Origin of the sequence: Thioalkalivibrio sp., from assembly GCF_041690275.1 — a bacterium.
Taxonomy (GTDB): domain Bacteria; phylum Pseudomonadota; class Gammaproteobacteria; order Ectothiorhodospirales; family Ectothiorhodospiraceae; genus Thioalkalivibrio.
Map to the genome: position 1 here is coordinate 33,574 of NZ_JAWLHP010000001.1, position 21,889 is coordinate 55,462.

Genomic DNA, 21,889 nt, shown 5'->3' on the forward strand with positions numbered 1-21,889 from the left:
CGTTACGGGCCGCGGGATCGCGGCGGCTCATGGGCGCTGCGCCGGTGATGGTCATCCGGAGACGCCCTCCGACCGCGATCCGCGTCCCAGCATCTCTTCGAGTGCCGGCCAGCGCAGGGGGTTCCCCGGTCCCGTGTGCAGGCTCGGCTCATCCTCGCCGGGCGGCTCGACCGCGGCGCGCTGCTGCTCCATGACCTCGATGTCCGCGTCCGAGGCATCCCCGGAGCTCCTGCGGCGCTCGACGAGCCGCTCGCGCAGGGTCTCGATGTCTGCAGAGCAGTGGACGATCGCGAATCCTGCGTCGCGGTCCCGGGCGAGGTCCTGGAACGGGCGGCGCTGCTCCCGCTTCATGAAGGTGGCATCGACGATCACCAGGTGACCGCCGGCGAGCAGGCGCCCGGCGAGACCCTGCAGGTGCCGGTAGACCGCATCAATGCCCTCGGGGGAGTACATCGCTTCCTGCTGTTCCGGTGTCGGACGGTCGTCGGGCGCAAGGCCGATCATGCGCTTGCGCTCCACGTCACTGCGCAGCCGGATCGCGCCGAGGCGCTCCAGGATGGCGGTACTGATCCAGGTCTTGCCGCTGCCGGAGATGCCGTGCATCAGGATCAGCCCGGGCTGTCCCGGAAGCCGCAGGCGGCTGGCCAGCTTCAGGTAGCGCTCCACCTCGGCGTCGCACTCTGCGCGCTGCTCGTCGGAGATCTCCGCCTCGGCGGCGTGGATCGCGTTGACCTTCGCCCGGACCAGCGCCCGGTAGACCTGGTAGAAGGGAAGCAGCGACAGCGCCTCGAGGTCGTCCCGCCATTCGAGATAGGCATTCAGCACACGGTGCGCGTGGGCCGGCGCGCCGCGGGCATGCAGGTCCATGGTCATGAAGGCGAGTTCGGAGGCCACGTCGATCCAGCGCAGCGACGCGTTGAACTCGATGCCGTCGAAGATCGCGAGCCGCTTCCGGCCCTGATCGTCCCGGACATACACCATGTTGCCCAGGTGCATATCCCCATGGCAGGCGCGTACGAACCCGTTGGCGAGCCGGGAGCGGATCAGGGACTCCAGACGCGCGCATGTCTGCCGCGTCCAGGATTCGAGTTCGTGCAACTGCCCGGACCGTCCCGGCGCCGCGTCGGCCGCCGGCTCGAGCGCCTCGAAGTTGGCCAGCATCGGTGCCAGGACCGCCTGGGGCGTTCCGTATTCCGAATCCGCCGGGGCGCGGTCCGCCTGCTCGTGGAAGGCGGCGACCTTCGCACCCAGTTCGTCCATCGCAGACACCGGCAGCCGTCCACTGTCGAGAAGACGGTCCAGTTCCTGGTCGCGGTCGAAGCGGCGCATGTGGACCGCGTATTCCAGTACCGGCCCCTCGCCCCCGATGTTCGGGTCGTCCGGCGTACCCCGGATGGTTGCGACATCGAGATAGATGCCTGGCGCGAGGGCGCGGTTGATCTCGAGCTCCGCTTCACAGCAACGCCGGCGGGATTCCAGAGTGGAGAAGTCGAGGAAGCCGAGATCCAGCGGCTTCTTGATCTTGTAGGCGTGCTCGCCCGCCAGCAGCAGGGTGGAGATGTGGGTCTCGATGCGTTCCACCGCTTCAGCGGAATGCGGGAACCTGGACGGCTCCGCAAGCCGCGCGAGCAGGTGACGCTGGCGTTCCAGTGCGGTCATGGCGGTGTCGGCCGGCTGGCGCTGCAGCGGTGCCGCCGCAGGATTCTCTGAAAGGTACGCACGGCTCAGGTTAACATTAGGCCTTATCCGAAATCGATCGAGTCCATGCCCCGAAGCCGACCCCCTTCCCGCCCCCGGTCGCGGATGCGCCGCGCGCTGGCCGCAGGGGCGTGGTTCAGCGTCGGGCTGCTGCTGGTGGCCGTCGGGGTCGGCGCCCTGCACGTGCAGCAGCTGGACCGCGAGGTGCGGGAGCGCTTCGAGGGCAAGCGCTGGGCCCTGCCGGCCCGGGTCTTCGCAAGGCCACTCGAGCTGTATGTAGGGCGTGCCCTGACGCCCGAGCTGCTGCGTCTGGAACTCGAGGCACTGAACTACCAGGAGGAGGGCGAGGGCCGCCCCGGCCAGTTCACCATCCGCGGCAAGGAGGCGTCGCTGCACACCCGGGCCTTCGTGTTCAGCGACGGGCCGGAGCCCGCGCGTTCGGTGCAGATACGGTTTGGCGATGGGGTGGTGGCCGACCTGCGGGACCGCCACGGCAGTGTCGATCTGATGCGGGTCGAACCCATGCTGATCGGCAGCATCTACCCGACTCACGGCGAGGATCGCGTGCTGGTGAACCTGCGGGAGGTGCCGGGCGGCCTGGTGGGCGCGCTGCTGGCCACGGAGGACCGCCGCTTTCTGGCCCATCGCGGCGTGGATCCGATCGGGATTGTGCGTGCGGCGTGGGCCAACCTGCGTGCCGGGCGGACGGTGCAGGGCGGCAGCACCCTGACCCAGCAGCTGGTGAAGAACTTCTATCTGACCCACGAACAGAGCCTCAAGAGGAAGATCAACGAGGCGGTGATGGCGATCCTCCTCGAGTACCACTATTCCAAGGAGGAGATCCTCGAGGCCTATCTGAACGAGGTCTTCCTGGGCCAGGCCGGAGCCCGCGCGATCCACGGCTTCGGTCTGGCGGCGGAATTCTATTTCCAGCGGCGGCTGCAGGAACTCGAGCTGGACCAGCTGGCGCTGCTGGTCGGCCTGGCCCGGGGCGCCAGCTATTACGATCCGCGCCGCTTCCCGGAGCGGGCGCTCGCGCGTCGCAACGGCGTGCTGGACCGGATGCAGCGCGAGGGGCTGGCCTCGCGCGACGAGATCGAGAGGGCCCGGTCGCGGCCGCTGGGCGTGACGCCCCGCATCCCGCGGGGGGAAGGCCACTTTCCGGCCTTCCTGGACCTGGTGCGGCGGCAGCTGCGGGACGAGTACCGGGACGAGGACCTGCGCACCGAGGGGCTGCGGATCTTCACCACCCTCGACCCCGGCATCCAGCTGACCCTGGAGAGACAGTTGACCGCGGGCATCCAGGAACTGGTACGGGTACGGGGCATCGAAGACCCGCTGCAGGCCGCCGCGGTGGTGACCGATCCGCTGGCAGGCGAGGTGCTGGCGCTGGTCGGCGACCGGGACCCGCGCTTTCCCGGCTTCAACCGGGCGGTGGAGGCGCGGCGCCCGGTGGGGTCACTGATCAAGCCCTTCGTCTACCTGGCCGCGCTGTCGGATCCCGAACGCTACACGCTGGCGACGCTGCTGGACGACGGGCCCCTGACACTGCACCTGCCGCACGGCGAGCCCTGGACCCCGCAGAACTTCGACCGCGAGTTCCGCGGTCCGGTCACTACATGGGAGGCGCTGGTCCACTCCTACAACGTGCCCACCGTGCGTCTCGCCCAACAGATCGGAATCCCGCAGGTGGTGCGGCTGCTCCAGACACTGGGGCTGGAACGGACTCCGGCGCCCCTGCCTTCGGTGGCCCTGGGGGCGCTGGACCTGTCGCCGCTCGAGGTGGCGACGCTCTACCAGGCCCTCGCCAACGGCGGCTACGCGACCCGCAGCCGGGCGATCCGCGATGTGCTGGATGCCGGGGACCGGCAACTGTCGCACTACGGCCTGGAACTGCGCGGAGCGGTCCCGGATGGGGCGGTGCGGCTGGTCGTGCGGGCGCTGCACGACGTCACCACCCAGGGCACCGGACGGCAGATCGGCTGGCGCCTGCCGGAACGCGTGGTCGCCGGGAAGACCGGTACCTCGAGCGATCTCCGGGACAGCTGGTTTGCCGGCTTCGACGACCGTTTCCTGCTGGTGGTCTGGCTGGGCCTGGACAACAACCGCCCCCTCGGTCTGACCGGTGGAGGCGGCGCGGTGCCCATCTGGTCGCGGGCGATGGCGGCGTTTCCCGGCGCTTCACTGAATCTCGGGCACCACCCCGAGATCCGGATGCAGCAGGTGGACCGGGCGTCCGGCCTGCGTGCCGATACCGATGCCTGTGCCGAGCGTATCGAGTTACCCTTCTGGCGGGACTCCGCTCCCGAGGTGCGGGCCGATTGCGACCTCGGGGTGGCTCTTCCCGGACCGGGCGGTGACAACTGGCTGGAGAGGTGGCGGCGATGAGCAGGGCAACGATCGGGATTTCCGCGGTAACGAGCCGGGCCGGCCGCCTGGCCGCGGTGCTGCCGGCCTTCGCGCTGCTCGCGGCCTGCGCGGTGCCCGCGCCGCGACCAGAGGCTCCGGCGCAGACCGGCGCCGTGGTCGTGGTCCCCGAAGTCCCGCCGTCGCCCCGGGAGGAGCGGCCGCCGGCTCCGGCCGCGCTCCCGGACCCGTCGCACACCGCAACGGCGGCACTGGCCCTGGCTGCGCAGTCCGACGAGGCAATGGCGGCTGGTGATCTGCGCCTGGCGGGACTGCAACTCGAGCGGGCGCTGCGCATCGCCCCGCGCGATGCCGGACTCTGGAGCCGCCTGGCCCGGGTGCGGCTTCAGCAGGGCGCATTCCAGCAGGCCGAGCGCATGGCGCAGCGCTCGCTGCAGCTGGGGTCCGCCGACCGCGGACTGGCACTCGCGAACTGGCGCATCATCGCCGAAGCCCGTGAACGGATGGGCGACGCCGAGGGCGCGCGCCGGGCGCTCGAAGAGGTGCAGCGGCTGGAGCGGGCGCTTGGCTGAAACGGCACTGGATACCGCCGGGCGCGCGCGTGCCGCCCTGTGTACCGGGGGGCTGGTCGCGCGCGCGGTGCCGGGCTTCCACCCGCGCGAGCCGCAGCAGGTGATGGCCGGGCTGGTGGCCGAGACCATCGATGCCGAAGCCGGGACGCTGCTGGTCGAGGCCGCGACCGGCGTGGGCAAGACCTTTGCCTATCTGGTGCCGGCGATGCTCTCTTCGCGCCGGGTGCTGATCTCCACCGGCACCAAGACCCTGCAGGACCAGCTCTTCGAGAAGGACCTGCCGATGGTGTGCGAGGCGCTGGGACAGCGACCGAAGATGGCCCTGCTGAAGGGGCGCTCGAACTACCTGTGCCACTACCGCCTGGACTCGGCGGCGGCCGATGCAGCGGGGCGCACGGGGCAGGCGGAAACGATCCGTGAGCTGCGCCGTCTGGCCGCGAGCTCCAGGACCGGCGACCTGACGCAGGCCGGAGTCCTTGCAGAGGATGCGCCGCTCTGGCCGCAGGTGACCTCCACGGTCGACAACTGCCTGGGTGGCGAGTGTCCGCGGCTGAACGACTGCTTCGTGGTGCGTGCCAGGCGCCGGGCGCAGGAGGCGGAGGTGGTGGTGGTCAACCACCACCTGCTGCTCGCGGATATGGCGCTGAAGGATGAGGGCTTCGGTGAACTCCTGCCCGAGGTCGAGGTGGTGATCGTGGACGAGGCGCACCAGTTGCCGGAGATCGCCGGCGCGTTCTTCGGGCTGGCCTTCGGTACGCGGGCGGTCCGGGATCTCGGCCGGGATGTGCTGCGGGAGATGGAGCGGGACGCCCCGGACATGGTCGACCTGCGCGATCGGGTGTCCGCTCTGCAGTCGGCGGTTGCGGAACTGCTCCGTTGCTCGGACGGCTGGCCCGCGCGCGCTGCCTGGTCCGAGGTGCCCGATCACGACGGCGCGCTGGAGACGCTCGCCGGGGTGGACGTGGCGCTGGGGGCCCTGGAGGAAGGACTGCGTGCCGCGGCCCAGCGCGGCCCGGGTCTGGATCAGGCGCGGTCCCGGTGTACCGCCCTCCGTGCGCGGCTCCAGGGCTGGCTCGAGGATACCGCGGGAACGGTGCCCTGGGTGGAGCGCTTCCGGCAGAGCCTGATGCTGCACCGCACGCCGCTGGACGCCGCGCGGCCGCTGGCCGAGCAACGGACGCGAACGCCGGCCAGCTGGATCTTCACCTCCGCGACCCTCGCCGTGGGCGAAGACTTCCGGCACGCGGCGCGCCGCCTCGGATTGCCGGACGACGTCCGCGCACAGCGCCTCGACAGCCCCTTCGACTTTGCGCGCCAGGCCTGCCTCGCAGTGCCTGCGCCGCCACTGCCCAATCCGAACATGTCCGGCTATACCCGCGCCTGCGTCGAATGGGCATGGCCTCTGCTGATCGGGAATCCCGGTGGCGGGTTCTTCCTTTTCACCAGCCACCGCGCGTTGCGGGAGGCGGCTGCGCTGCTGCGGGACCGGCTGCCGGCGGAGCAGCCGCTGCTGGTGCAGGGGGAGCGCCCGAGGGCGGAATTGCTGGAGCGTTTCCGCGCCTCCGGCAACGCGTGGCTTCTCGGCGCCCACAGCTTCTGGGAGGGGGTGGACATACGCGGCGACGCGCTGTCGGTCGTGATCATCGACCGCCTTCCCTTCGCCGCCCCCAGCGACCCGGTCCTGCAGGCGCGGACCGCCGCGATCGAGGCCGCGGGCGGGAGTCCGTTCATGGACTTCCAGCTGCCGCAGGCGGTGCTGGCCCTGAAGCAGGGAGCGGGCCGCCTGATCCGCGATGCGAGCGACGCCGGCATCCTGGCCCTGTGCGACCCCCGGCTCACCGGAAGGCCCTACGGACGCCAGTTCCTGAAGAGCCTGCCGCGCTTTCACCAGTCGAGCGATCCCGCCGCGGCGCTGGAATTCCTGCAGGCGGCAAGACGGCGCAGAGGGGTGGACGCATGCGCCTGATCGCGCTGGAGACCGCGACCGGGGCCTGTTCGGCGGCGTTGTGGATCGACGGTGAACTGCGCTGGCTGATGGAACCGGAGGCCGCCCGGCGCCACGGCGAACTGGTGCTGGGGCAGGTCCAGCGCCTGCTGGCCGACGCCGGGCTTCGGCCCCCGGATCTGGATGCGGTGGCGGTCGGGCGGGGGCCCGGGGCATTCACGGGCGTCCGCCTGGGGCTGGGGACCGCCCAGGGTCTCGCCTTCGCCACCGGAATCCCGGTGGTGCCGGTGTCAACCCTGGCCGCACTGGCCCAGCAGGGTGCGGACCGCGGGGCGCGCCAGGTCCTCGCGGTGCTCGATGCGCGCATGCGGGAGGTGTACTGGTCGGTACTGCATACCGGTCCTGATGGTCTGGTGGCGCCTGCGGCCGAGTTCGTGGGCGCGCCGGGGGACGTGCGCGTGAACTGGGCAACGGATTCGCGTCTGGCGCTCGGGAACGGCCTGTCCGCGTACCCGGAGCTCCAGCGTCGGCTGGGCCTGTCGGGTCCGCAGACCGACCCCGCGGCGCTTCCCTGCGCTCGCGAGGTCGCAATGCTCGGGGCCGCAGCCCATGCCCGGGGCGAGGCGGTGCCGCCGGAGCAGGCGCGGCCCGTGTACCTGCGGGATCGGGTGGCGGAGCCCGCGCGGGCCCCGGCGGCCCCGATCCGCGGAAGCGGTGAATGATGTCGGCTGGCGCGCCGGAAGGGCTCCTGTATCCCTGGGCGATTCCGCTTCGCGCAAGGCTCCGGGCCGAGCCGGAGGACTTTCGCGTCGACGAGATTGCGGCCACGGAGCCGGAGGGCGAGGGCGAACACGTGTGGCTGCGGATCCGCAAGACCGGCCTCAACAGCGAGACGGTCGCCGAGTGGATTGCCAGGGTGGCGGGCGTGGCGCGTTCCGCCGTCGGCTACGCCGGCCGCAAGGACCGCCACGCGGTGACCACGCAGTGGTTCAGCGTGCAGCTGCCGGGACGCGCGGAGCCGGACTGGTCCGAAGGCCCGCCCGCCGGTGTCGAGGTCCTGACCCGTCGCCGCCACGGGCGCAAGCTGAAGACCGGACACCTGGCGGGAAACCGCTTCCACCTGCGGCTGCGCGATGTCCGCGGCGACCGGGCTGCCGCCGACACCCTGCTGGAGCGCATGCGGCAGCGGGGGCTGCCGCACTACTTCGGGGAACAGCGCTTCGGTCATGCGAACCTGGAACGGGCACGCATGTGGCTTGCGGGCCGTTCACGACCCCGGAACCGCAATCAGCGCAGTCTCTACCTCTCCGCGGCCCGGGCCGCGATCTTCAACGCGGTGCTCCGCAGGCGGGTGGAGGACGGCAGCTGGGACCAGCTCCTTTCCGGCGACGTCGCGAACCTGGACGGCAGCGGCAGCATCTTCCCGGTCGCGACGATCGACGGGACGCTGCGCGCACGATGCGAGCGTCTGGACCTCCATCCCACCGGCCCGCTCTGGGGTCATGGCGATCCGGGCACGGGCGGAACGGTGCGCGCCCTCGAGGCCGCCGCAGCCGATGCCTTCGGGGATCTGGCGCGTGGGCTGGAACGGGAGCAAATGCGGCCCGGGCGCCGGCCGCTTCGGATGCGTCCGGGACGGCTGGCGTGGTCCTGGGAGTCCGACGAGACCCTGGTGCTGGAGATCGAGCTGGGTCCGGGAGGGTATGCGACCGGCGTTGCCGGAGCGGTCGCCCTGACCTCGGCGGTTGACTGAACCGGGCCGGGAGGGAGTGGGCGCAGGGGTTCAGGAACCGTCCGGACCGGTACCTCGCGCCGCGGCCAGGGCGCGCTCCGCGCGCTCGGCCCGTGCCTCGGCCTCGACCCGGGCGGTGATGTCCTTCTGGATGCCGATGTAGTAGGTGAGCTGGTCGTCGTCGTTGTACACCGGCGTGATGGACAGTTCGTTCCAGAACAGCGACCCGTCCTTGCGGTAGTTGCGCAGGACCACGCGGCAGGGATCGCCCTTTTCCAGTGCGGCGCGGATCTGGCGCACACCCTCCTGCTCGGTGTCGTCGCCCTGCAGGAAGCGGCAGTCCCGGTACAGGATCTCGTCCGAGCTGTATCCGGTCAGTTCCTCGAAGGCACGGTTCACGTAGATCAGGATGTTGTCGTGCCCTTCCTGTTCGGCGATCACGATGCCGTCGTTGGAGGCATCGACCGCGAGGGCCAGGAGTTCTGCGTCAATCGATCGGGTCATGTTCCGGCTTGTTCGGGCACCATGCTCGGTGTCCTGAGGCGCACCAGTCCAGGACTGTAGCACAGGCTGCGCATTCCGCGCGGAACCGCCGCCGTATCCCGGGCAAAGGAAGAGGGCTGCGCGCGCGCAGCCCTCTGGCGGGAAAACGGTTGAACGTCCAGCCGCTGCCGCTACATCCGCTGGATGATCGTGAAGGCGCCGCGCACGTCTCCCTCGGAATAGCCGGTGGCCTGGTCCTCGGGGTACAGCCGCTCCAGCGCGTGCTGGATGTCCCCGTCCACCTCGCTGCCGTGACAGGTCAGGCAGACGCTGCCAGTGGGAATCGCCCGCATGAAACGGAAGACCTCTTCATCGCCTTCCTGCACGGTTTCATGGTAGGCCAGCTCGGATGCCGGTACGCCCTGCGCGCGGCGTGCCTCGAAGTGCTCGAGCACGGCCCGCTCCCACTCGTCGGGGGCATTGTCCGGGTTGCGAAGCTTCAGGCTGGTGCGTCCGACGCTCCAGCCGGTCTCGGCCGAGATGTCTTCGGCGATCTGGGGAGCGACCTGCTGGCATACGGAGATCGCCTCGGTCGGGCCGCCCTGCTGCATGGCCTCCATCAGATGGCCCTGCAGGGTCCCGGCGAAGTCCTGGATCGCCTCCTGGCTCGCCGCAATGCGTTCATCGACGGATTCGGCGTGTGCCGGACCGACGGCGGCGAGAGCCAGTGCAACGGAAATCATCTTCCATCGGTTCATCTTTGCAGCCCTCGATTTGGGTTGTTCTGCCATTTTGTACAGCAGTTGTACAAATACTGCATCGTATTTCCCTTTCTTGCAAGCGCCGGGAGCGCGGAATACGTACCGGGATCCCGCGAGCGGCGCCAGGGAGTACGCGCCATGAGGGAGACACCGGTGAATCAGGGTTTGCCGGTCTCGCGCGGCTGCAGCTTCGCCCGTCACGCCGCAAGCGCCGGTATCAATCTACACACTACGGATAATGGCGCTTGCCCGCAACGCCGTCCGGGTCTTCCCGGACTCCGGATATGTCCTCTGCGGTGAGGTGGAGGAACCCGGCCTGCCGTGAAGGGAAGGCGTCAGCGGGGGAGGGGGCCTTTATTGTCAGGGGTGGTGGAGGGCCATGGCAGTCAGGACGCGCGGCGCAGCAGCACGTACACCGCTCCGGTGCCGCCATCGGCCGGCGGCGCGGAGCAGAAGGCGAGGACATCATCGCGCTGCCGGAGCCAGTGATCCAGCAGTCCCTTCAGTACCGGTCCCTGCTGTCGCGACCGCAGCCCCTTTCCATGCACCACCCGCACACACAGGTGGCCGGCCGAGCGTGCGTCGTTGAGGAATTCGGCGACGGTCCTGCGTGCCTCGCCGGCGAAGAGACCGTGCAGGTCCAGCTCCTCCTGCACGCGATACTGGCCGCGTTTCAGGTTCCGGAATGCCCGGTGGCTGACCCCGGGCCGCATGAAGCGCAGTTCGTCCCCGGGTTGCAGGTCGGTGGCATTCACCGGATCGCTGAGCAGGTCGTTCAGCACCTCCCGTTCATCCTCGCGTCGCTTGCCGGCGCGCGCGCTGGGAGGCGGAGGGTGTACCTCCGCCCGATCGTGCTCCAGGCGCCTGACCGCGCCGACGGCCCGCAGGAAGTGTCCGATGTCGTTTGGGTCTTCGTCCGATTTCATTCGCCACTTCCGTTGCTTCGGGGGTGGTCAGCGCGGGGAATCCGTCGGGATGATCGGGCCCGTCGATCAGCCCGGATTCGATGCGCTGGCGATCGTTTCCAGTATATTAGGCGGCTACGCACCCCGTTTGTTCGCCCATGCATATCCTGGTCAGTAATGATGACGGCATCCACGCGCCCGGTATCCAGTGCCTGGCCCGGCACCTGCGCGACCTGGCGGAGGTTCGGGTGGTGGCGCCGGATCGCGACCGCAGCGGGGCCAGCAACAGCCTGACGCTGGTGCATCCGCTGCGCGCCCAGGCGCTGGATAACGGGGACATCGGCGTGGATGGCACCCCCACCGACTGCGTGCACCTGGCCATTACCGGGCTTCTCGAGCGCGAACCGGACCTCGTGATCTCCGGCATCAATGCCGGGGCCAACATGGGCGACGACGTGCTGTATTCGGGTACGGTCGCGGCCGCGATGGAGGGCCGTTTCCTGGGCCTTCCGGCGATCGCGGTCTCCCTGGTCGGACCGAGGATGCAGCATTACGATGCCGCCGCACGCGTGGTGCTGAATCTGCTGGACCGGTTGCACCGGGTGCCCCTGCCGGCCGCAACCATCCTGAACGTGAACGTCCCGGATCTCCCGTTCGCGGAGATCCGGGGGGTACAGGCAACGCGGCTCGGTCACCGGCACAAGTCCGAGCCGGTGGTGAAGACCACCGATCCCCGCGGACGCCCAATCTACTGGGTCGGACCGGCGGGACCCGAACAGGATGCCGGTCCTGGTACGGATTTCTTTGCGGTGCGCGAGGGCTTTGTGTCGGTGACGCCCATCCAGGTGGACCTGACGCAGTTCGAGGCGATCGATACCCTGGGGCGCTGGCTGGAGGGCGATGCCGGTGGCGATTGACATGCTTGGAGCGGGCCTGACCTCTCAGCGCGCGCGCGACCGGCTGATCCGGCAGCTGGCGGAGCTGGGCATCCGTGATCCCGCGGTACTGGAGGCGATCCGGCAGGTACCGCGTCACCTGTTCGTGGAAGAGGCGCTTGCACACCGCGCCTACGAGAACATCGCGCTGCCGATCGGCTACAGGCAGACGGTATCGCAGCCGTTCATCGTCGCCCGCATGACCGAGGCACTGCTGGAAGGCGGTGCGGTGAGCACCGTGCTCGAGGTGGGCACCGGGTCCGGCTATCAGGCCGCCGTGCTCGCACACCTGGTCGAGCGCGTCTTTTCGGTGGAACGCATCCGGGCGCTGAGCCGTTCGGCGCGCGAACTGCTCACCCGGCTGCGCATCAACAACGTCAGTCTGCTGCACGGGGATGGAGGGCAGGGCTGGCCCGCCCGGGCGCCCTTTGATGGCATCCTGCTGACCGCGGCTCCGCGCGAGGTGCCCCACGAACTGTTGACGCAGCTGGCGCCCGGAGGCCGCCTGGTCGCGCCGGTGGAGGGTGTGGACGGGCAGCAGCAGCTGGTGCGCTATACCCATACCGCCGAGGCCTTCGTCCGTGATCTGCTCGACACGGTATGCTTTGTGCCGATGCTTTCCGGGGCGGAACAGTGAGGGTCTTCGAGCCGCTCTACGACCGCGTGATGGACTGGTCGCGGCATCGTCACGCCCCCCGCTACCTGGCCGGACTCTCCTTTGCCGAATCGTCCTTCTTTCCAGTGCCGCCCGACGTGATGCTGGCACCGATGGCCGCGGCCCGTCCGCGCGAGGCGCTCCGCCTGGCCGGCCTCACGACCCTGTTCTCGGTTCTGGGCGGCCTGCTCGGCTACGCGATCGGGGTGCTTGCGTTCGAACTGGTGGAGCCCTGGATCGTCGAGATGGGCCAGCGCGAGAAGCTGGAGCTCACGCAGGAGTGGTTTGCGGTCTGGGGCGTGTGGGTGGTGCTGATCGCCGGTTTCTCGCCGATCCCCTACAAGCTGTTCACGGTAACCGCCGGGGCGCTGGCGATGCCGCTGCTGCCATTCGTGGTGGCCTCGGTGGTGGGCCGGGGCGCGCGCTTCTTCGCCGTGGCCGTGCTGATGGCATGGGCGGGTCCCCAGGCCGACCGGCATCTGCGTCCCTACATGGAACGCCTGGGCTGGGCATCGGTGCTGATACTGGTAGCCATCGTCGCCTTCTACACCCTTGCCGCCTGATGCGCTGTATTCGGCTCCTGCTCGGGATGGCTCTGGGGATCATCATGGCCTCGTCCCTGGGTTGTGCCACGTCCCCGCCGTCCGCGCCCGCGGCGAGCGGATCGGGCAGCCCCGCGGCCACGCACGTCGTGCGTCGGGAGGAGACGCTGTATCGTATCGCGACGCGTCACGGGCTCGACTGGCGCGACGTCGCCCGGCGCAATGGCATCGGGCCCCCCTATCTGATCTATCCGGGCCAGCGCATTCGCCTCGCCGGTGCGGCACCGATGGACAGCCCTCGGGCCACGGAGGCCCCCGGCCCGGCGGCCCGTCCGGCGCCGTCGCAACCGGCGCCGCAGCAGGCCGGGGCGCGGGCTCCGGCCGTTGCGGCGCCTTCGGCCGCGGAGCCGGCCCGGGAGCCGGCCGGCGCGACCGGGCCACCGCAGTGGCAATGGCCGGTCGACGGACCGGTGTTGCGGGGCTTCAGCAACGGTGCCACGACCCGACGGGGCATCGCGATCGGCGGCGAGGGCGGCGAGGACGTGCGCGCCGCGGCAGCTGGCGAGGTGGTATATGCCGGAAGTGGACTGGTCGGTTACGGCCGGCTTATCATCCTGAAGCACGATGCCCGGTTCATCAGCGCTTACGGGCACAACGAGGAACTGCTGGTGCGCGAAGGTCAGAACGTGCGCGCCGGCGAGCGGATGGCCCGCCTGGGCGATTCGGGGGCAGAACGTCCCATGCTGCATTTTGAAATCCGGCTCGATGGTGCGGCCGTCGATCCGACGCGTTATCTTCCCCGGCGGTAGATGCTGTCGCCCCGAAGGAGAAGTTCCGCCCCATGGCCTCACAGAACCGATTGCGAAAGCGGGCTCCCGAGGAGCCGACTGAAACCGGGCCGGATGTGGGTCCGGAACCCAGTGGCGAGGACGCCGAGCTCGAGCCCGGGATCGATGCAGGGGAGGACCCGGCATTGAGCGACGAACCACTCGTGGTGACGGCGGTGGATCGCATTGCGCACGACGCGGGCCCGGCGGAACTGGACGCGATCCAGCTGTATCTGCGCGACATCGAGTTCCGGCCACTGCTGACCCCCGAGGAGGAGGTGTATTACGCCCGCCTCGCGCGCGCCGGGGATCCGAAGGGGCGGCAGCGCATGATCGAGTGCAATCTTCGTCTCGTGGTCAAGATCGCGCGCCGGTACATGAACCGGGGCCTGGCCCTGCTCGATCTGATCGAGGAGGGCAACCTGGGCCTGATGCACGCGGTGGAGAAGTTCGATCCGGAACGCGGGTTCCGCTTCTCGACCTATGCGACGTGGTGGATCCGGCAGACCATCGAACGCGCGCTGATGAACCAGTCCCGCACCATCCGGATTCCGGTGCACGTGAGCAAGGAGCTGCGTGCCCAGAACAAGGTGTCCCGGGTGATGATGCAGGAACTGGGAAGGGAGCCGACCGAGGACGAGCTGGCGGCCCGAATGGGCAAGCCCGTCAGCGAGATCCAGAAGCTGCGTGCGATGTCCGAGCCGTCCACCTCGATCGACATCGCCGTGGGACCCGATGGCGATCGCTCCCTGACCGAGATTCTGCCTGATGAAAACGCCTCCGGTCCCTCCGCGCTGCTGGAGGATGCGGACATCCGCAACCTCGTTGCCGCCTGGCTGGAGGAGCTGGACCAGAAGCAGCGCGAGGTGCTGGTGCGGCGTTTCGGACTGCACGGCTTCGAGCGCTGCACGCTGGAGCAGGTGGGCGCCGAGATCGGAGTGACGCGGGAACGGGTCCGTCAGATCCAGATGGAGGCCCTGAAGCGCCTGCGCCGCCTGCTTCGGGCCCGGGGTCTGTCCGAAGACGTGCTGCTGCCGCGCCCCTGAACCGGCCGTCAGCTGCCAACGATCAGGGCGGCGGCGACCGTGCGTCCTTCGGCAACGATGAGGTTGTAGGTCCGGCAGGCCGCCGCGGTGTCCATGATCTCGAGGCCCCACGGCTCCATCCGCAGTTCCCGCCAGATCGCGCGGGGTGGAAAGACCTGCCGGGTGCCGGTTCCGAGCAGCAGGATCTCGGGCGGGTGCTCGCGGATCCAGGACAGGTCTCCGGTCTGCAGGACCGTGGCGTCCGCGACTGGCCAGGACCGGAGAATCGCGTCGGGACGAAGGATCAGGCTGGTCGTGTGGCGCACGCCGTTCACGGCCACGTGATCGCGCCCGTAGCCCGTGATCATGTTCTGGTCTTCGCCGGTGATCTGGGTGATCTGCATGCCCCCCAACCTAAAGGCATCAGCCGGTCGCGGCAAGCGTCCGCGAATTGGGGCGGACCCCGCCCGCGATCGCGTTGACAGTGGAATGGACGGGTTATACTTTCACCCGTTTTCTCCGCACCGGCCGTTCTGCCGTGCCCATTCACGATCCAGGAAGCCATCCGTGACCGACGTCTTTCCGCGCATCGAACGCCTGCCGCCCTACGTCTTCAACATCGTGAACCAGTTGAAGGCCGAGGCCCGAGCCCGTGGCGAGGACATCATCGACTTCGGCATGGGCAATCCGGACCAGCCCACGCCCGCGCACATCGTGGAGAAGCTGGTCGAGGTCGCCCGGCGCGGGGACACGCATCGCTACTCGGTGTCCAGGGGTATTCCGCGCCTGCGCCGGGCGGTCACGCGCTGGTACAAGGCCCGCTTCGACGTCGATCTGGACCCGGAGACCGAGGCGATCGTGACCATCGGTTCCAAGGAGGGGCTCGCCCACCTGGCGCTGGCGATCCTCGGTCCCGGCGATGCGGTCCTGGTGCCCAACCCCGCGTACCCGATTCACCCCTACGGTTGCGTGATTGCCGGGGCGGATGTGCGTCACGTCCCGTTGACCCCCGATGTGGACTTCTTTGCCGAGCTACGCCGCGCGATCCAGGATTCCTGGCCGCGGCCGAAGATGCTGATCCTGAACTTTCCGGCCAACCCGACCACGCAGTGCGTGGACCTGGACTTCTTCGAGCGGGTGGTGGAGATCTGCCGCGAGCAGCACATCTGGCTTGCGCATGACATCGCCTATGCGGAGATCGTGTTCGACGGATACAAGGCGCCGTCGGTACTGCAGGTGCCGGGGGCGAAGGAGATTGCGGTCGAGTTCTACACCCTGTCCAAGAGCTACAACATGCCCGGCTGGCGTATCGGCTTCATGTGCGGCAATCCCACGCTGGTCGCCGCGCTGGCGCGGATGAAGTCCTATCTCGACTACGGTACCTTTACGCCAATCCAGGTGGCGGCGATCGCCGCCCTCGAGGGGCCCCAGGACTGCGTGCAGGATGTCCGGGATCTCTACCGTTCCCGCCGGGACGTGCTCTGCGACGGTCTGAACGCGATGGGCTGGCGGGTCGAGAAGCCGAGGGCGACCATGTTCGTGTGGGCCCCGATCCCGGAGGCCTACCGCGACATGGGTTCCCTCGAGTTCTCCAAGAAGCTCCTGCGCGACGCCAAGGTGGCGGTGTCACCGGGCATCGGTTTCGGCAGCTACGGCGATACCCACGTCCGCTTCAGCCTCATCGAGAACGAGCAGCGTACCCGCCAGGCACTGCGCGGGATCAAGGCGATGTTCCGGGCCGATTCCATCCTCGCCGGCGCCCGGGCCGAGGATACGGACGCCGGGCTGCATTCCGCCTGAAACACGGCCCGTTCGGCGCGGGCGCAACAGAATAAGGAAGCTGACCCATGAAACCCGTGAAGATCGGACTGCTCGGCCTCGGCACGGTCGGCTGCGGCACCGTGATGGTGCTCGGCCGTAACGGCGACGAGATCGCGCGGCGCGCGGGCCGCGGCATTGTCGTGGTGGCCGCGGCCGTGCGCGACCTCGATCGTGAGCGTGACTGCGCACTGAATGGCGTCCGCCTGACCGACGAGCCGGACTCTGTCGTGGACGATCCCGAGGTCGAGGTGGTGGTCGAACTGATGGGCGGCGCCGAACCGGCCCGGACGCTGGTGCTGCGGGCGATCGCGGCCGGCAAGCACGTGGTCACCGCGAACAAGGCCCTGATTGCCCTGCATGGCAACGAGATCTTCGCCCGCGCCCACGAGCGGGGCGTGATGGTGGCCTTCGAGGCGGCGGTGGCCGGGGGCATCCCGATCATCAAGGCACTGCGCGAGGGACTGGCGGGCAACCGCATCGACTGGGTGGCCGGCATCATCAACGGCACGGGCAACTTCATCCTCACGGAGATGCGCGATCACGGCCGGGACTTCGGCGACGTGCTCGCCGAGGCCCAGCGTCTGGGGTATGCGGAGGCCGACCCCACCTTCGACGTGGAGGGGATCGATGCGGCGCACAAGCTGTGTATCCTTGCGGCCATTGCCTTCGGCATCCCCCTCCAGTTCGAGCGGATCCACACCGAAGGCATCACCGGGATCACCCGCGAGGACGTCACCTATGCCGCGGAACTGGGATACAGCATCAAGCACCTCGGCATCGCCCGCCGCGCGGCCGGCGGCTTCGAGCTTCGGGTGCATCCGACCCTGATTCCGGAGCGCCGGCTGATCGCCAACGTCAATGGCGTGATGAACGCGGTGCTGGTGCAGGCGGACGCAGTCGGTCCGACGCTGTACTACGGGGCGGGGGCCGGGGCCGAGGCGACCGCGTCGGCGGTGGTCGCGGACCTGGTCGACGTGGTGCGCGTGCTCACCGCGGATCCCGAGAACCGGGTGCCCCATCTCGCCTTCCAGCCGGGCGCACTCTCGGATCTTCCGGTCCTGCCGATGGCCGAGGTGCGCACCTCCTTCTACCTGCGCCTGCGGGCACGGGACCGCCCCGGCGTGCTGGCGGACATCACGCGGGTGCTCGGCGCCCACTGCATCAGCATCGAGGCGATCCTGCAGCGCGAGCCGGATCCCGATCGCGGCGAGGCGACGATCATCATCCTGACCCACCAGGTCCGGGAGGGCGACGTCGACGAGGCCATCAGCGAACTCGGTGGCCTTCCGCACCTCACCTCGCCGGTGACGCGAATCCGCATGGAGCCGCTGTCCCGCTGACCCACAACGCCTTCTACGAGGAACGCACCCAACATGGCCTTCGGACATCGCTACACCGGCCTGATCGACCGCTACCGGGACCGCCTCCCGGTGCACGACGATACCCGGATCATCTCCCTGGGCGAGGGCAACACGCCCTTGATCCGCCTGAACAACATTCCGCGGGAGCTGGACCGCGACGTTGAGCTCTACGTGAAGTTCGAGGGCCTCAATCCCACCGGTTCCTTCAAGGACCGGGGCATGACGATGGCGGTGACCAAGGCGGTCGAGGAGGGCTCGAAGGCGATCATCTGTGCGTCCACCGGAAACACCTCGGCGTCGGCCGCGGCCTACGCGGCGCGGGCGGGCATCACCGCCTTCGTGGTCATCCCCGACGGGAAGATCGCGATGGGCAAGCTGGCCCAGGCGATGATGCACGGGTCCGTGGTGATCCAGATCGAGGGCAACTTCGACGATGGCATGCGCCTGGTCAAGGAGGTCGCCAACACCGCACCGGTCACCCTGGTGAACTCGGTGAATCCCTTCCGGCTGCAGGGCCAGAAGACCGCCGCCTTCGAGATCGTCGAGGAGCTCGGGCGGGCCCCCGACTTTCACTGCCTGCCGGTGGGCAATGCCGGCAACATCACGGCGCACTGGATCGGCTACTCGGAGCTGGCCGCGCACAGCGGGGAACGCGTGACCGAGGCCTGCACCTTCTGCCGCGGACACTGCCGCTTCGCCGGCGGCGGGGTGGCGGGGCAGCGGCCGCGGATGGTCGGCTACCAGGCCAGCGGCAGCGCGCCGTTCCTGCGGGGTGCAATGGTGGATGCCCCGGAGACGGTTGCGACCGCGATCCGGATCGGCCATCCGCAGTCCTGGGACGTTGCCTGGAAGGTGCGCGAGGAGTCCGGCGGCTGGTTCGACGAGTGCTCGGACGAGGAGATTCTGGCCTCTCAGAAGCTCCTGGCCGAGAAGGAGGGGGTGTTCTGCGAGCCGGCGTCCGCGGCCTCGGTCGCCGGCGCCCTGCGGGACATAGGCAACGGGCTGATCCCGGAAGGTTCCAGCGTGGTGTGCACCCTCACCGGCCATGGCCTGAAGGATCCGGATGCGGCCATTGCCCAGGCCAGCCGCGAGCCGATCAAGGTGCGCGCAGAGCTGGACGCGGTGACTCGCGCCATTCACGACAACATGGTCTGAGGAGCACGCGGACACGCGCCATCCATGACAAGGCGCGCCACGGAAGAACAAGCCCGTATGGCTCAGTCGGGCGCGCGCTCCGGCTCCGGGATCAGGCGCAGCCGGTGCAGCTTCCGCCACAGGGTCGTGCGGTCCATTCCCAGGCTGCGGGCGGCCTGCGAGCGGTTGCCGTTGTGGATTGTAAGGGCGTGCTGCAGCGTCTCGCGTTCACGCCTTTCCGCTGCGGTGAAGGGCGCCGGCGACGGCGCATCAGAGGGATGCCACGCAACTCCGCAGTCCTCGAAGGCCTCGCGGACGGCGTCCGCGTCGACGCGCGCCCCCGGCTCCGCATGCAGGCCGAGGGCCCCGAGCAGGTTGCGCAGTTCCCGGAAGTTGCCCGGCCAGTCGTGTCGGTGGAGGAGGCCCCGGGCCGCGTCCGTCAGCGCCACGTCGGTGTGCCGGGACCAGCACTCGAGGGTCGCGTCGAGGTCCCCGGGACGCTCGCGCAGCGGCGCCAGTGCAATGATCAGGCCCGCGAGCTGGTGGTACAGACCCCGGCCGAAGCGCCCGCTCGCCAGCCCGTGGCGGAGGTCCCGGCTCGAGGTCGAGATGACCTGAAGATCGACCTGCCGCACACGGTTTTCTCCCATGCGCTCGAAGCGCCCGTCTGCGAGCACCCGATGCAGGGCCTGCTGCAGGGGTGCCGACATTCCGTCGACCCCGTCCAGGATCAGGGTGCCTCCGTCCGCACTCTCGAGTCTGCCGATCCTTTCGGCCGACGCGCCCGGGAAGGCACCGCGTGTGTGTCCGAACAGTTCCGAGTCGAGTACCGTCTCCGGCATGGACGCGCAGTGCATCTCCGCGCAGGCTGCGGCAGCGCGGGGGCCGGATCGGTGCAACGCGCGTGCCAGCACGGTCTTGCCGGTACCGGTCTCGCCCACCAGCAGCACCCTGATCCCGGAGGCCACGGCCCGGCGTGCGAGATCGAGACGCATCCGGCAGCGCTCATCCGCCGATTCGAGCGGCGATCCCGGCATGAAGCCGGCCGCATCCGGAGTTGCCGTGTCGAGCGGCGGTTCGGGGCGTACGGTGATCAGGCGCAGGCGGCCGTCACCGGCATGGGGGTCAAGCGGCACGCTGGTGATTCTGACCGGCAGCACCGGATGCATCGTGTCGAGCTCGGTCCGGAAATCCAGGGACCGGGAACTCGCGCGCCCGACCGCATCCTGCTCCCCGGCCGCGATCGCTGCACGGACCAGCAGGCGTTGCAGGTTGATCGGGCCCATGCGGAGGGTCGTCTCGAACCGGGTGCCGGCCGGCTGTTCGAGCAGTTCTACCAGGGCGGTGTTATGTGTGACAATGCGTCCGTGGTTATCGATGACCAGCGCCCCGTCCCGATTCTGCTGAATGAGGGTCTCGATCAGGCCGAGCTGCGAGTCTGGGTTCACGGTACCGGGTGCCCGAATGGGTTTGCAACAGTATGCCCGCAGGATTGCAACGGTTCCAGGCCGGCCATGACCGGCGCGCGATTGCAAGTTGCTCCCGGGCACCGAAACGAGGTTGCCCCGGGAACCGGTGTTGCAACAGTCCTCGGGGTCCCGAAGGCCGCTGTGCCGCGCCCCGGTGCCGACCCGGATCCGTGCCGGGAGCGGGCATCGGCGACCGCGACCCGCGCCGCCGTCGGTCACACGGATACAATCGGATGTGGTAAAAAGGCGGGGTTGCTCGGGTTGAACGCCTGCACGAGGTGTCTTCCGGTCTGCGGTCGTTTGCACCAGCGCCTACACTCAGAATCTGCGACATGAAGACGATCATGAACCGAACCATCGTATTCCTGACTGCCGTGCTGGCAGCCGTCATCACCTTCGCGGCCGCCTCTCAGGCGCAGTTCGGTCGGATCATTGAGGTCGAGGGCGCCTCGGTGGGCGGGCAGACGATCAGCGGCACGGTGGTGCCGTTCCGGGAGGTGACCCTGACCGCGCAGATCGGGGGGCGCGTAACGCTGGTCGCCGGCGATGAGGGGGACTACTTCGACCGCGACGAGGTGCTGGTCGCGATCAGCGACGACCGTCTTACCGCCCAGCGCCGTCAGGCGCTGGCCGAGTTGCGCGCGGCCGAGGCGGCAATGCGCAATGCGCAGGTCCAGTACGGCAGGGAGGTTGCCGCACCGCGCAGCCGTGATATCGGACAGATGCCGGGCATGGGCATCCCGTCCATGTTCGACCAGCTGATTACCAGGCCGGCGGGCTCGATCGCCGGTCTGGGCGATCCGGGGCTCGAGCGCCAGGTGGATCTCTATTCCCAGGGGGTGGGGATTGACCAGGCGGCAGCCGCCTGGCAGCAGGCCAGGGCGGCGCTCGAGGAGATCGACTCGGCGATTCGCGACACCCGCTCGATGGCCCCGTTTTCGGGTCTGGTCATGCGCAAGCACGTGGAGGAAGGGGACACGGTGCAGCCCGGCCAGCCGCTGGTGGACTTCGGGCACGTCGAGTTCCTGCGGGTCGAGTCGGACGTTCCTGCCCGTTTCGTCGGGCGCCTGGAGGTCGGCGACATGGTGCGCGTGACGCTTGACATCGGGCCGACGGAGGTCGATGCCCGCGTCGCGCAGATCTTCCCGATTGCCGACCCGCAGCGCCACACCGTCACGGTCAAGTTCGATCTTCCGCGCGGTGTGCCCGGCGGTCCCGGGATGTACGCGGACGTGCACATACCGGGAATGGAGGTCAGTGATGCCGTGGTGCGAATACCGCTGAGCGCGATCGTGCCGGGCGGGGCGCTGCCACGGGTCGCGGTGGTCGAGGGGGATGGGACGGTTCGGATGCGGATGGTCCGACTCGGCGCGGTTCAGAACGACAGCATCACGGTGCTGTCGGGTCTGCAGGTCGGCGAACGCATCCTGGACCAACCAGCCGCGGATATCCGTTCGGGTGACCGCGTCGACGGGATGAACGCTCCGCGGGCAACACCACGCTTTCGCTAGGGGGCCATGCGGAAGGTTCGCTAACCATGGGGCACAGTCAGACAGGCCGGAGCAGAGCGGGTGCGGGCGGGAATGGCCATTCCATTCCAGGCTTGTCCATTGCGGCGCCGGCGTGTCGGGCGAAGGGATTCGAGACCGAATTTCCC

Annotated in this window: 20 protein-coding genes; 14 read left to right on the forward strand and 6 right to left on the reverse strand. The window is 69.2% G+C overall.

What is annotated here, in order from left to right; translation table 11 throughout:
* Positions 1–51 precede the first annotated feature (51 nt).
* Entirely contained in the window at positions 52–1,659 is a 1,608-nt protein-coding gene (locus ACESMN_RS00150) for an AAA family ATPase (RefSeq protein WP_373051554.1), read from the reverse strand.
* A 105-nt stretch (positions 1,660–1,764) separates the two neighbouring features.
* Here ACESMN_RS00150 and mrcB point away from each other — a divergent pair, with 105 nt between their 5' ends.
* From mrcB to truD, 5 genes are read left to right on the forward strand one after another with little or no spacing between them, the layout of a single operon-like run.
* Positions 1,765–4,086: a penicillin-binding protein 1B gene (mrcB, locus tag ACESMN_RS00155; protein ID WP_373051555.1), complete on the forward strand. Its 2,322-nt coding sequence runs from the start codon at positions 1,765–1,767 to the stop codon at positions 4,084–4,086.
* Entirely contained in the window at positions 4,083–4,637 is a 555-nt protein-coding gene (locus tag ACESMN_RS00160; RefSeq protein ID WP_373051556.1) for a tetratricopeptide repeat protein, read from the forward strand. The genes mrcB and ACESMN_RS00160 overlap by 4 nt, the downstream gene beginning before the upstream one ends.
* Positions 4,630–6,603: an ATP-dependent DNA helicase gene (locus ACESMN_RS00165; RefSeq protein ID WP_373051557.1), complete on the forward strand. Its 1,974-nt coding sequence runs from the start codon at positions 4,630–4,632 to the stop codon at positions 6,601–6,603. The genes ACESMN_RS00160 and ACESMN_RS00165 overlap by 8 nt, the downstream gene beginning before the upstream one ends.
* Positions 6,594–7,304: a tRNA (adenosine(37)-N6)-threonylcarbamoyltransferase complex dimerization subunit type 1 TsaB gene (gene tsaB / locus ACESMN_RS00170; RefSeq protein WP_373051558.1), complete on the forward strand. Its 711-nt coding sequence runs from the start codon at positions 6,594–6,596 to the stop codon at positions 7,302–7,304. Before ACESMN_RS00165 ends, tsaB begins: the two co-directional genes overlap by 10 nt.
* A complete protein-coding gene (gene truD, locus ACESMN_RS00175) occupies positions 7,304–8,335 on the forward strand; it encodes a tRNA pseudouridine(13) synthase TruD (RefSeq protein WP_373051594.1) in 1,032 nt (343 codons plus the stop codon). Before tsaB ends, truD begins: the two co-directional genes overlap by 1 nt.
* A 30-nt stretch (positions 8,336–8,365) precedes the next feature.
* Here truD and ACESMN_RS00180 read toward each other — a convergent pair whose 3' ends face one another.
* The 3 genes from ACESMN_RS00180 to ACESMN_RS00190 form a co-directional block, all read right to left on the reverse strand.
* Positions 8,366–8,818 carry a PAS domain-containing protein gene (locus ACESMN_RS00180; RefSeq protein ID WP_373051559.1) on the reverse strand — a complete coding sequence of 151 codons (453 nt, stop codon included), beginning with the start codon at positions 8,816–8,818 and terminating at the stop codon, positions 8,366–8,368.
* A 170-nt stretch (positions 8,819–8,988) separates the two neighbouring features.
* On the reverse strand, positions 8,989–9,555 hold the full coding sequence (locus ACESMN_RS00185) for a DUF3365 domain-containing protein (RefSeq protein ID WP_373051560.1): 567 nt from the start codon (positions 9,553–9,555) through the stop codon (positions 8,989–8,991).
* Positions 9,556–9,944: 389 nt separating this feature from the next.
* Positions 9,945–10,484 (reverse strand): Smr/MutS family protein, encoded by a 540-nt coding sequence (locus ACESMN_RS00190; protein WP_373051561.1) that lies wholly within the window; start codon positions 10,482–10,484, stop codon positions 9,945–9,947.
* Positions 10,485–10,621: 137 nt separating this feature from the next.
* On the opposite strand from ACESMN_RS00190, the gene surE reads away from it, so the two are divergent.
* Genes surE through rpoS form a run of 5 tightly spaced genes read left to right on the forward strand, consistent with a single transcriptional unit; the run spans position 10,622 to position 14,468 of the window.
* The gene (gene surE, locus ACESMN_RS00195) at positions 10,622–11,380 is read left to right on the forward strand and encodes a 5'/3'-nucleotidase SurE (RefSeq protein ID WP_373051562.1); all 759 of its coding nucleotides are present in this window, start codon (positions 10,622–10,624) and stop codon (positions 11,378–11,380) included.
* On the forward strand, positions 11,364–12,035 hold the full coding sequence (locus ACESMN_RS00200) for a protein-L-isoaspartate(D-aspartate) O-methyltransferase (protein WP_373051563.1): 672 nt from the start codon (positions 11,364–11,366) through the stop codon (positions 12,033–12,035). The genes surE and ACESMN_RS00200 overlap by 17 nt, the downstream gene beginning before the upstream one ends.
* The gene (locus ACESMN_RS00205) at positions 12,032–12,616 is read left to right on the forward strand and encodes a YqaA family protein (RefSeq protein WP_373051564.1); all 585 of its coding nucleotides are present in this window, start codon (positions 12,032–12,034) and stop codon (positions 12,614–12,616) included. Before ACESMN_RS00200 ends, ACESMN_RS00205 begins: the two co-directional genes overlap by 4 nt.
* 44 nt (positions 12,617–12,660) lie before the next feature.
* Positions 12,661–13,404, forward strand: a complete 744-nt coding sequence (locus ACESMN_RS00210; RefSeq protein WP_373051565.1) for a peptidoglycan DD-metalloendopeptidase family protein — start codon at positions 12,661–12,663, stop codon at positions 13,402–13,404.
* Between the two features lie 32 nt (positions 13,405–13,436).
* On the forward strand, positions 13,437–14,468 hold the full coding sequence (rpoS, locus tag ACESMN_RS00215; protein ID WP_373051566.1) for an RNA polymerase sigma factor RpoS: 1,032 nt from the start codon (positions 13,437–13,439) through the stop codon (positions 14,466–14,468).
* An 8-nt stretch (positions 14,469–14,476) separates the two neighbouring features.
* On the opposite strand, the gene ACESMN_RS00220 is transcribed toward rpoS, so the two are convergent.
* Positions 14,477–14,851 (reverse strand): Mth938-like domain-containing protein, encoded by a 375-nt coding sequence (locus ACESMN_RS00220; RefSeq protein ID WP_373051567.1) that lies wholly within the window; start codon positions 14,849–14,851, stop codon positions 14,477–14,479.
* A 163-nt stretch (positions 14,852–15,014) separates the two neighbouring features.
* Here ACESMN_RS00220 and alaC point away from each other — a divergent pair, with 163 nt between their 5' ends.
* Genes alaC through thrC form a run of 3 tightly spaced genes read left to right on the forward strand, consistent with a single transcriptional unit; the run spans position 15,015 to position 18,784 of the window.
* Positions 15,015–16,247 (forward strand): alanine transaminase, encoded by a 1,233-nt coding sequence (gene alaC, locus ACESMN_RS00225; protein WP_373051568.1) that lies wholly within the window; start codon positions 15,015–15,017, stop codon positions 16,245–16,247.
* A 47-nt stretch (positions 16,248–16,294) separates the two neighbouring features.
* The gene (locus ACESMN_RS00230) at positions 16,295–17,608 is read left to right on the forward strand and encodes a homoserine dehydrogenase (RefSeq protein WP_373051569.1); all 1,314 of its coding nucleotides are present in this window, start codon (positions 16,295–16,297) and stop codon (positions 17,606–17,608) included.
* A 33-nt stretch (positions 17,609–17,641) separates the two neighbouring features.
* A complete protein-coding gene (gene thrC / locus ACESMN_RS00235; RefSeq protein ID WP_373051570.1) occupies positions 17,642–18,784 on the forward strand; it encodes a threonine synthase in 1,143 nt (380 codons plus the stop codon).
* 62 nt (positions 18,785–18,846) lie between these two features.
* Here thrC and ACESMN_RS00240 read toward each other — a convergent pair whose 3' ends face one another.
* A complete protein-coding gene (locus ACESMN_RS00240; RefSeq protein WP_373051571.1) occupies positions 18,847–20,211 on the reverse strand; it encodes a sigma-54-dependent Fis family transcriptional regulator in 1,365 nt (454 codons plus the stop codon).
* Positions 20,212–20,576: 365 nt separating this feature from the next.
* Between ACESMN_RS00240 and ACESMN_RS00245 the strand changes: the two genes are divergently transcribed.
* Entirely contained in the window at positions 20,577–21,743 is a 1,167-nt protein-coding gene (locus ACESMN_RS00245) for an efflux RND transporter periplasmic adaptor subunit (protein ID WP_373051572.1), read from the forward strand.
* The last annotated feature ends 146 nt before the right edge of the window (positions 21,744–21,889 follow it).

Coding starts and splice junctions, on each gene's coding strand:
- ACESMN_RS00245 (WP_373051572.1), top strand. CDS start 20,577: ATGAACCGAACCATCGTATTCCTGACTGCCGTGCTGGCAGCCGTCATC.
- ACESMN_RS00210 (WP_373051565.1), top strand. CDS start 12,661: ATGGCCTCGTCCCTGGGTTGTGCCACGTCCCCGCCGTCCGCGCCCGCG.
- ACESMN_RS00150 (WP_373051554.1), bottom strand. CDS start 1,659: ATGACCGCACTGGAACGCCAGCGTCACCTGCTCGCGCGGCTTGCGGAG.
- ACESMN_RS00200 (WP_373051563.1), top strand. CDS start 11,364: ATGCCGGTGGCGATTGACATGCTTGGAGCGGGCCTGACCTCTCAGCGC.
- ACESMN_RS00230 (WP_373051569.1), top strand. CDS start 16,295: ATGAAACCCGTGAAGATCGGACTGCTCGGCCTCGGCACGGTCGGCTGC.
- mrcB (WP_373051555.1), top strand. CDS start 1,765: ATGCCCCGAAGCCGACCCCCTTCCCGCCCCCGGTCGCGGATGCGCCGC.
- thrC (WP_373051570.1), top strand. CDS start 17,642: ATGGCCTTCGGACATCGCTACACCGGCCTGATCGACCGCTACCGGGAC.
- tsaB (WP_373051558.1), top strand. CDS start 6,594: ATGCGCCTGATCGCGCTGGAGACCGCGACCGGGGCCTGTTCGGCGGCG.
- ACESMN_RS00160 (WP_373051556.1), top strand. CDS start 4,083: ATGAGCAGGGCAACGATCGGGATTTCCGCGGTAACGAGCCGGGCCGGC.
- ACESMN_RS00220 (WP_373051567.1), bottom strand. CDS start 14,851: ATGCAGATCACCCAGATCACCGGCGAAGACCAGAACATGATCACGGGC.
- surE (WP_373051562.1), top strand. CDS start 10,622: ATGCATATCCTGGTCAGTAATGATGACGGCATCCACGCGCCCGGTATC.
- truD (WP_373051594.1), top strand. CDS start 7,304: ATGTCGGCTGGCGCGCCGGAAGGGCTCCTGTATCCCTGGGCGATTCCG.
- ACESMN_RS00190 (WP_373051561.1), bottom strand. CDS start 10,484: ATGAAATCGGACGAAGACCCAAACGACATCGGACACTTCCTGCGGGCC.
- ACESMN_RS00185 (WP_373051560.1), bottom strand. CDS start 9,555: ATGAACCGATGGAAGATGATTTCCGTTGCACTGGCTCTCGCCGCCGTC.
- ACESMN_RS00180 (WP_373051559.1), bottom strand. CDS start 8,818: ATGACCCGATCGATTGACGCAGAACTCCTGGCCCTCGCGGTCGATGCC.
- rpoS (WP_373051566.1), top strand. CDS start 13,437: ATGGCCTCACAGAACCGATTGCGAAAGCGGGCTCCCGAGGAGCCGACT.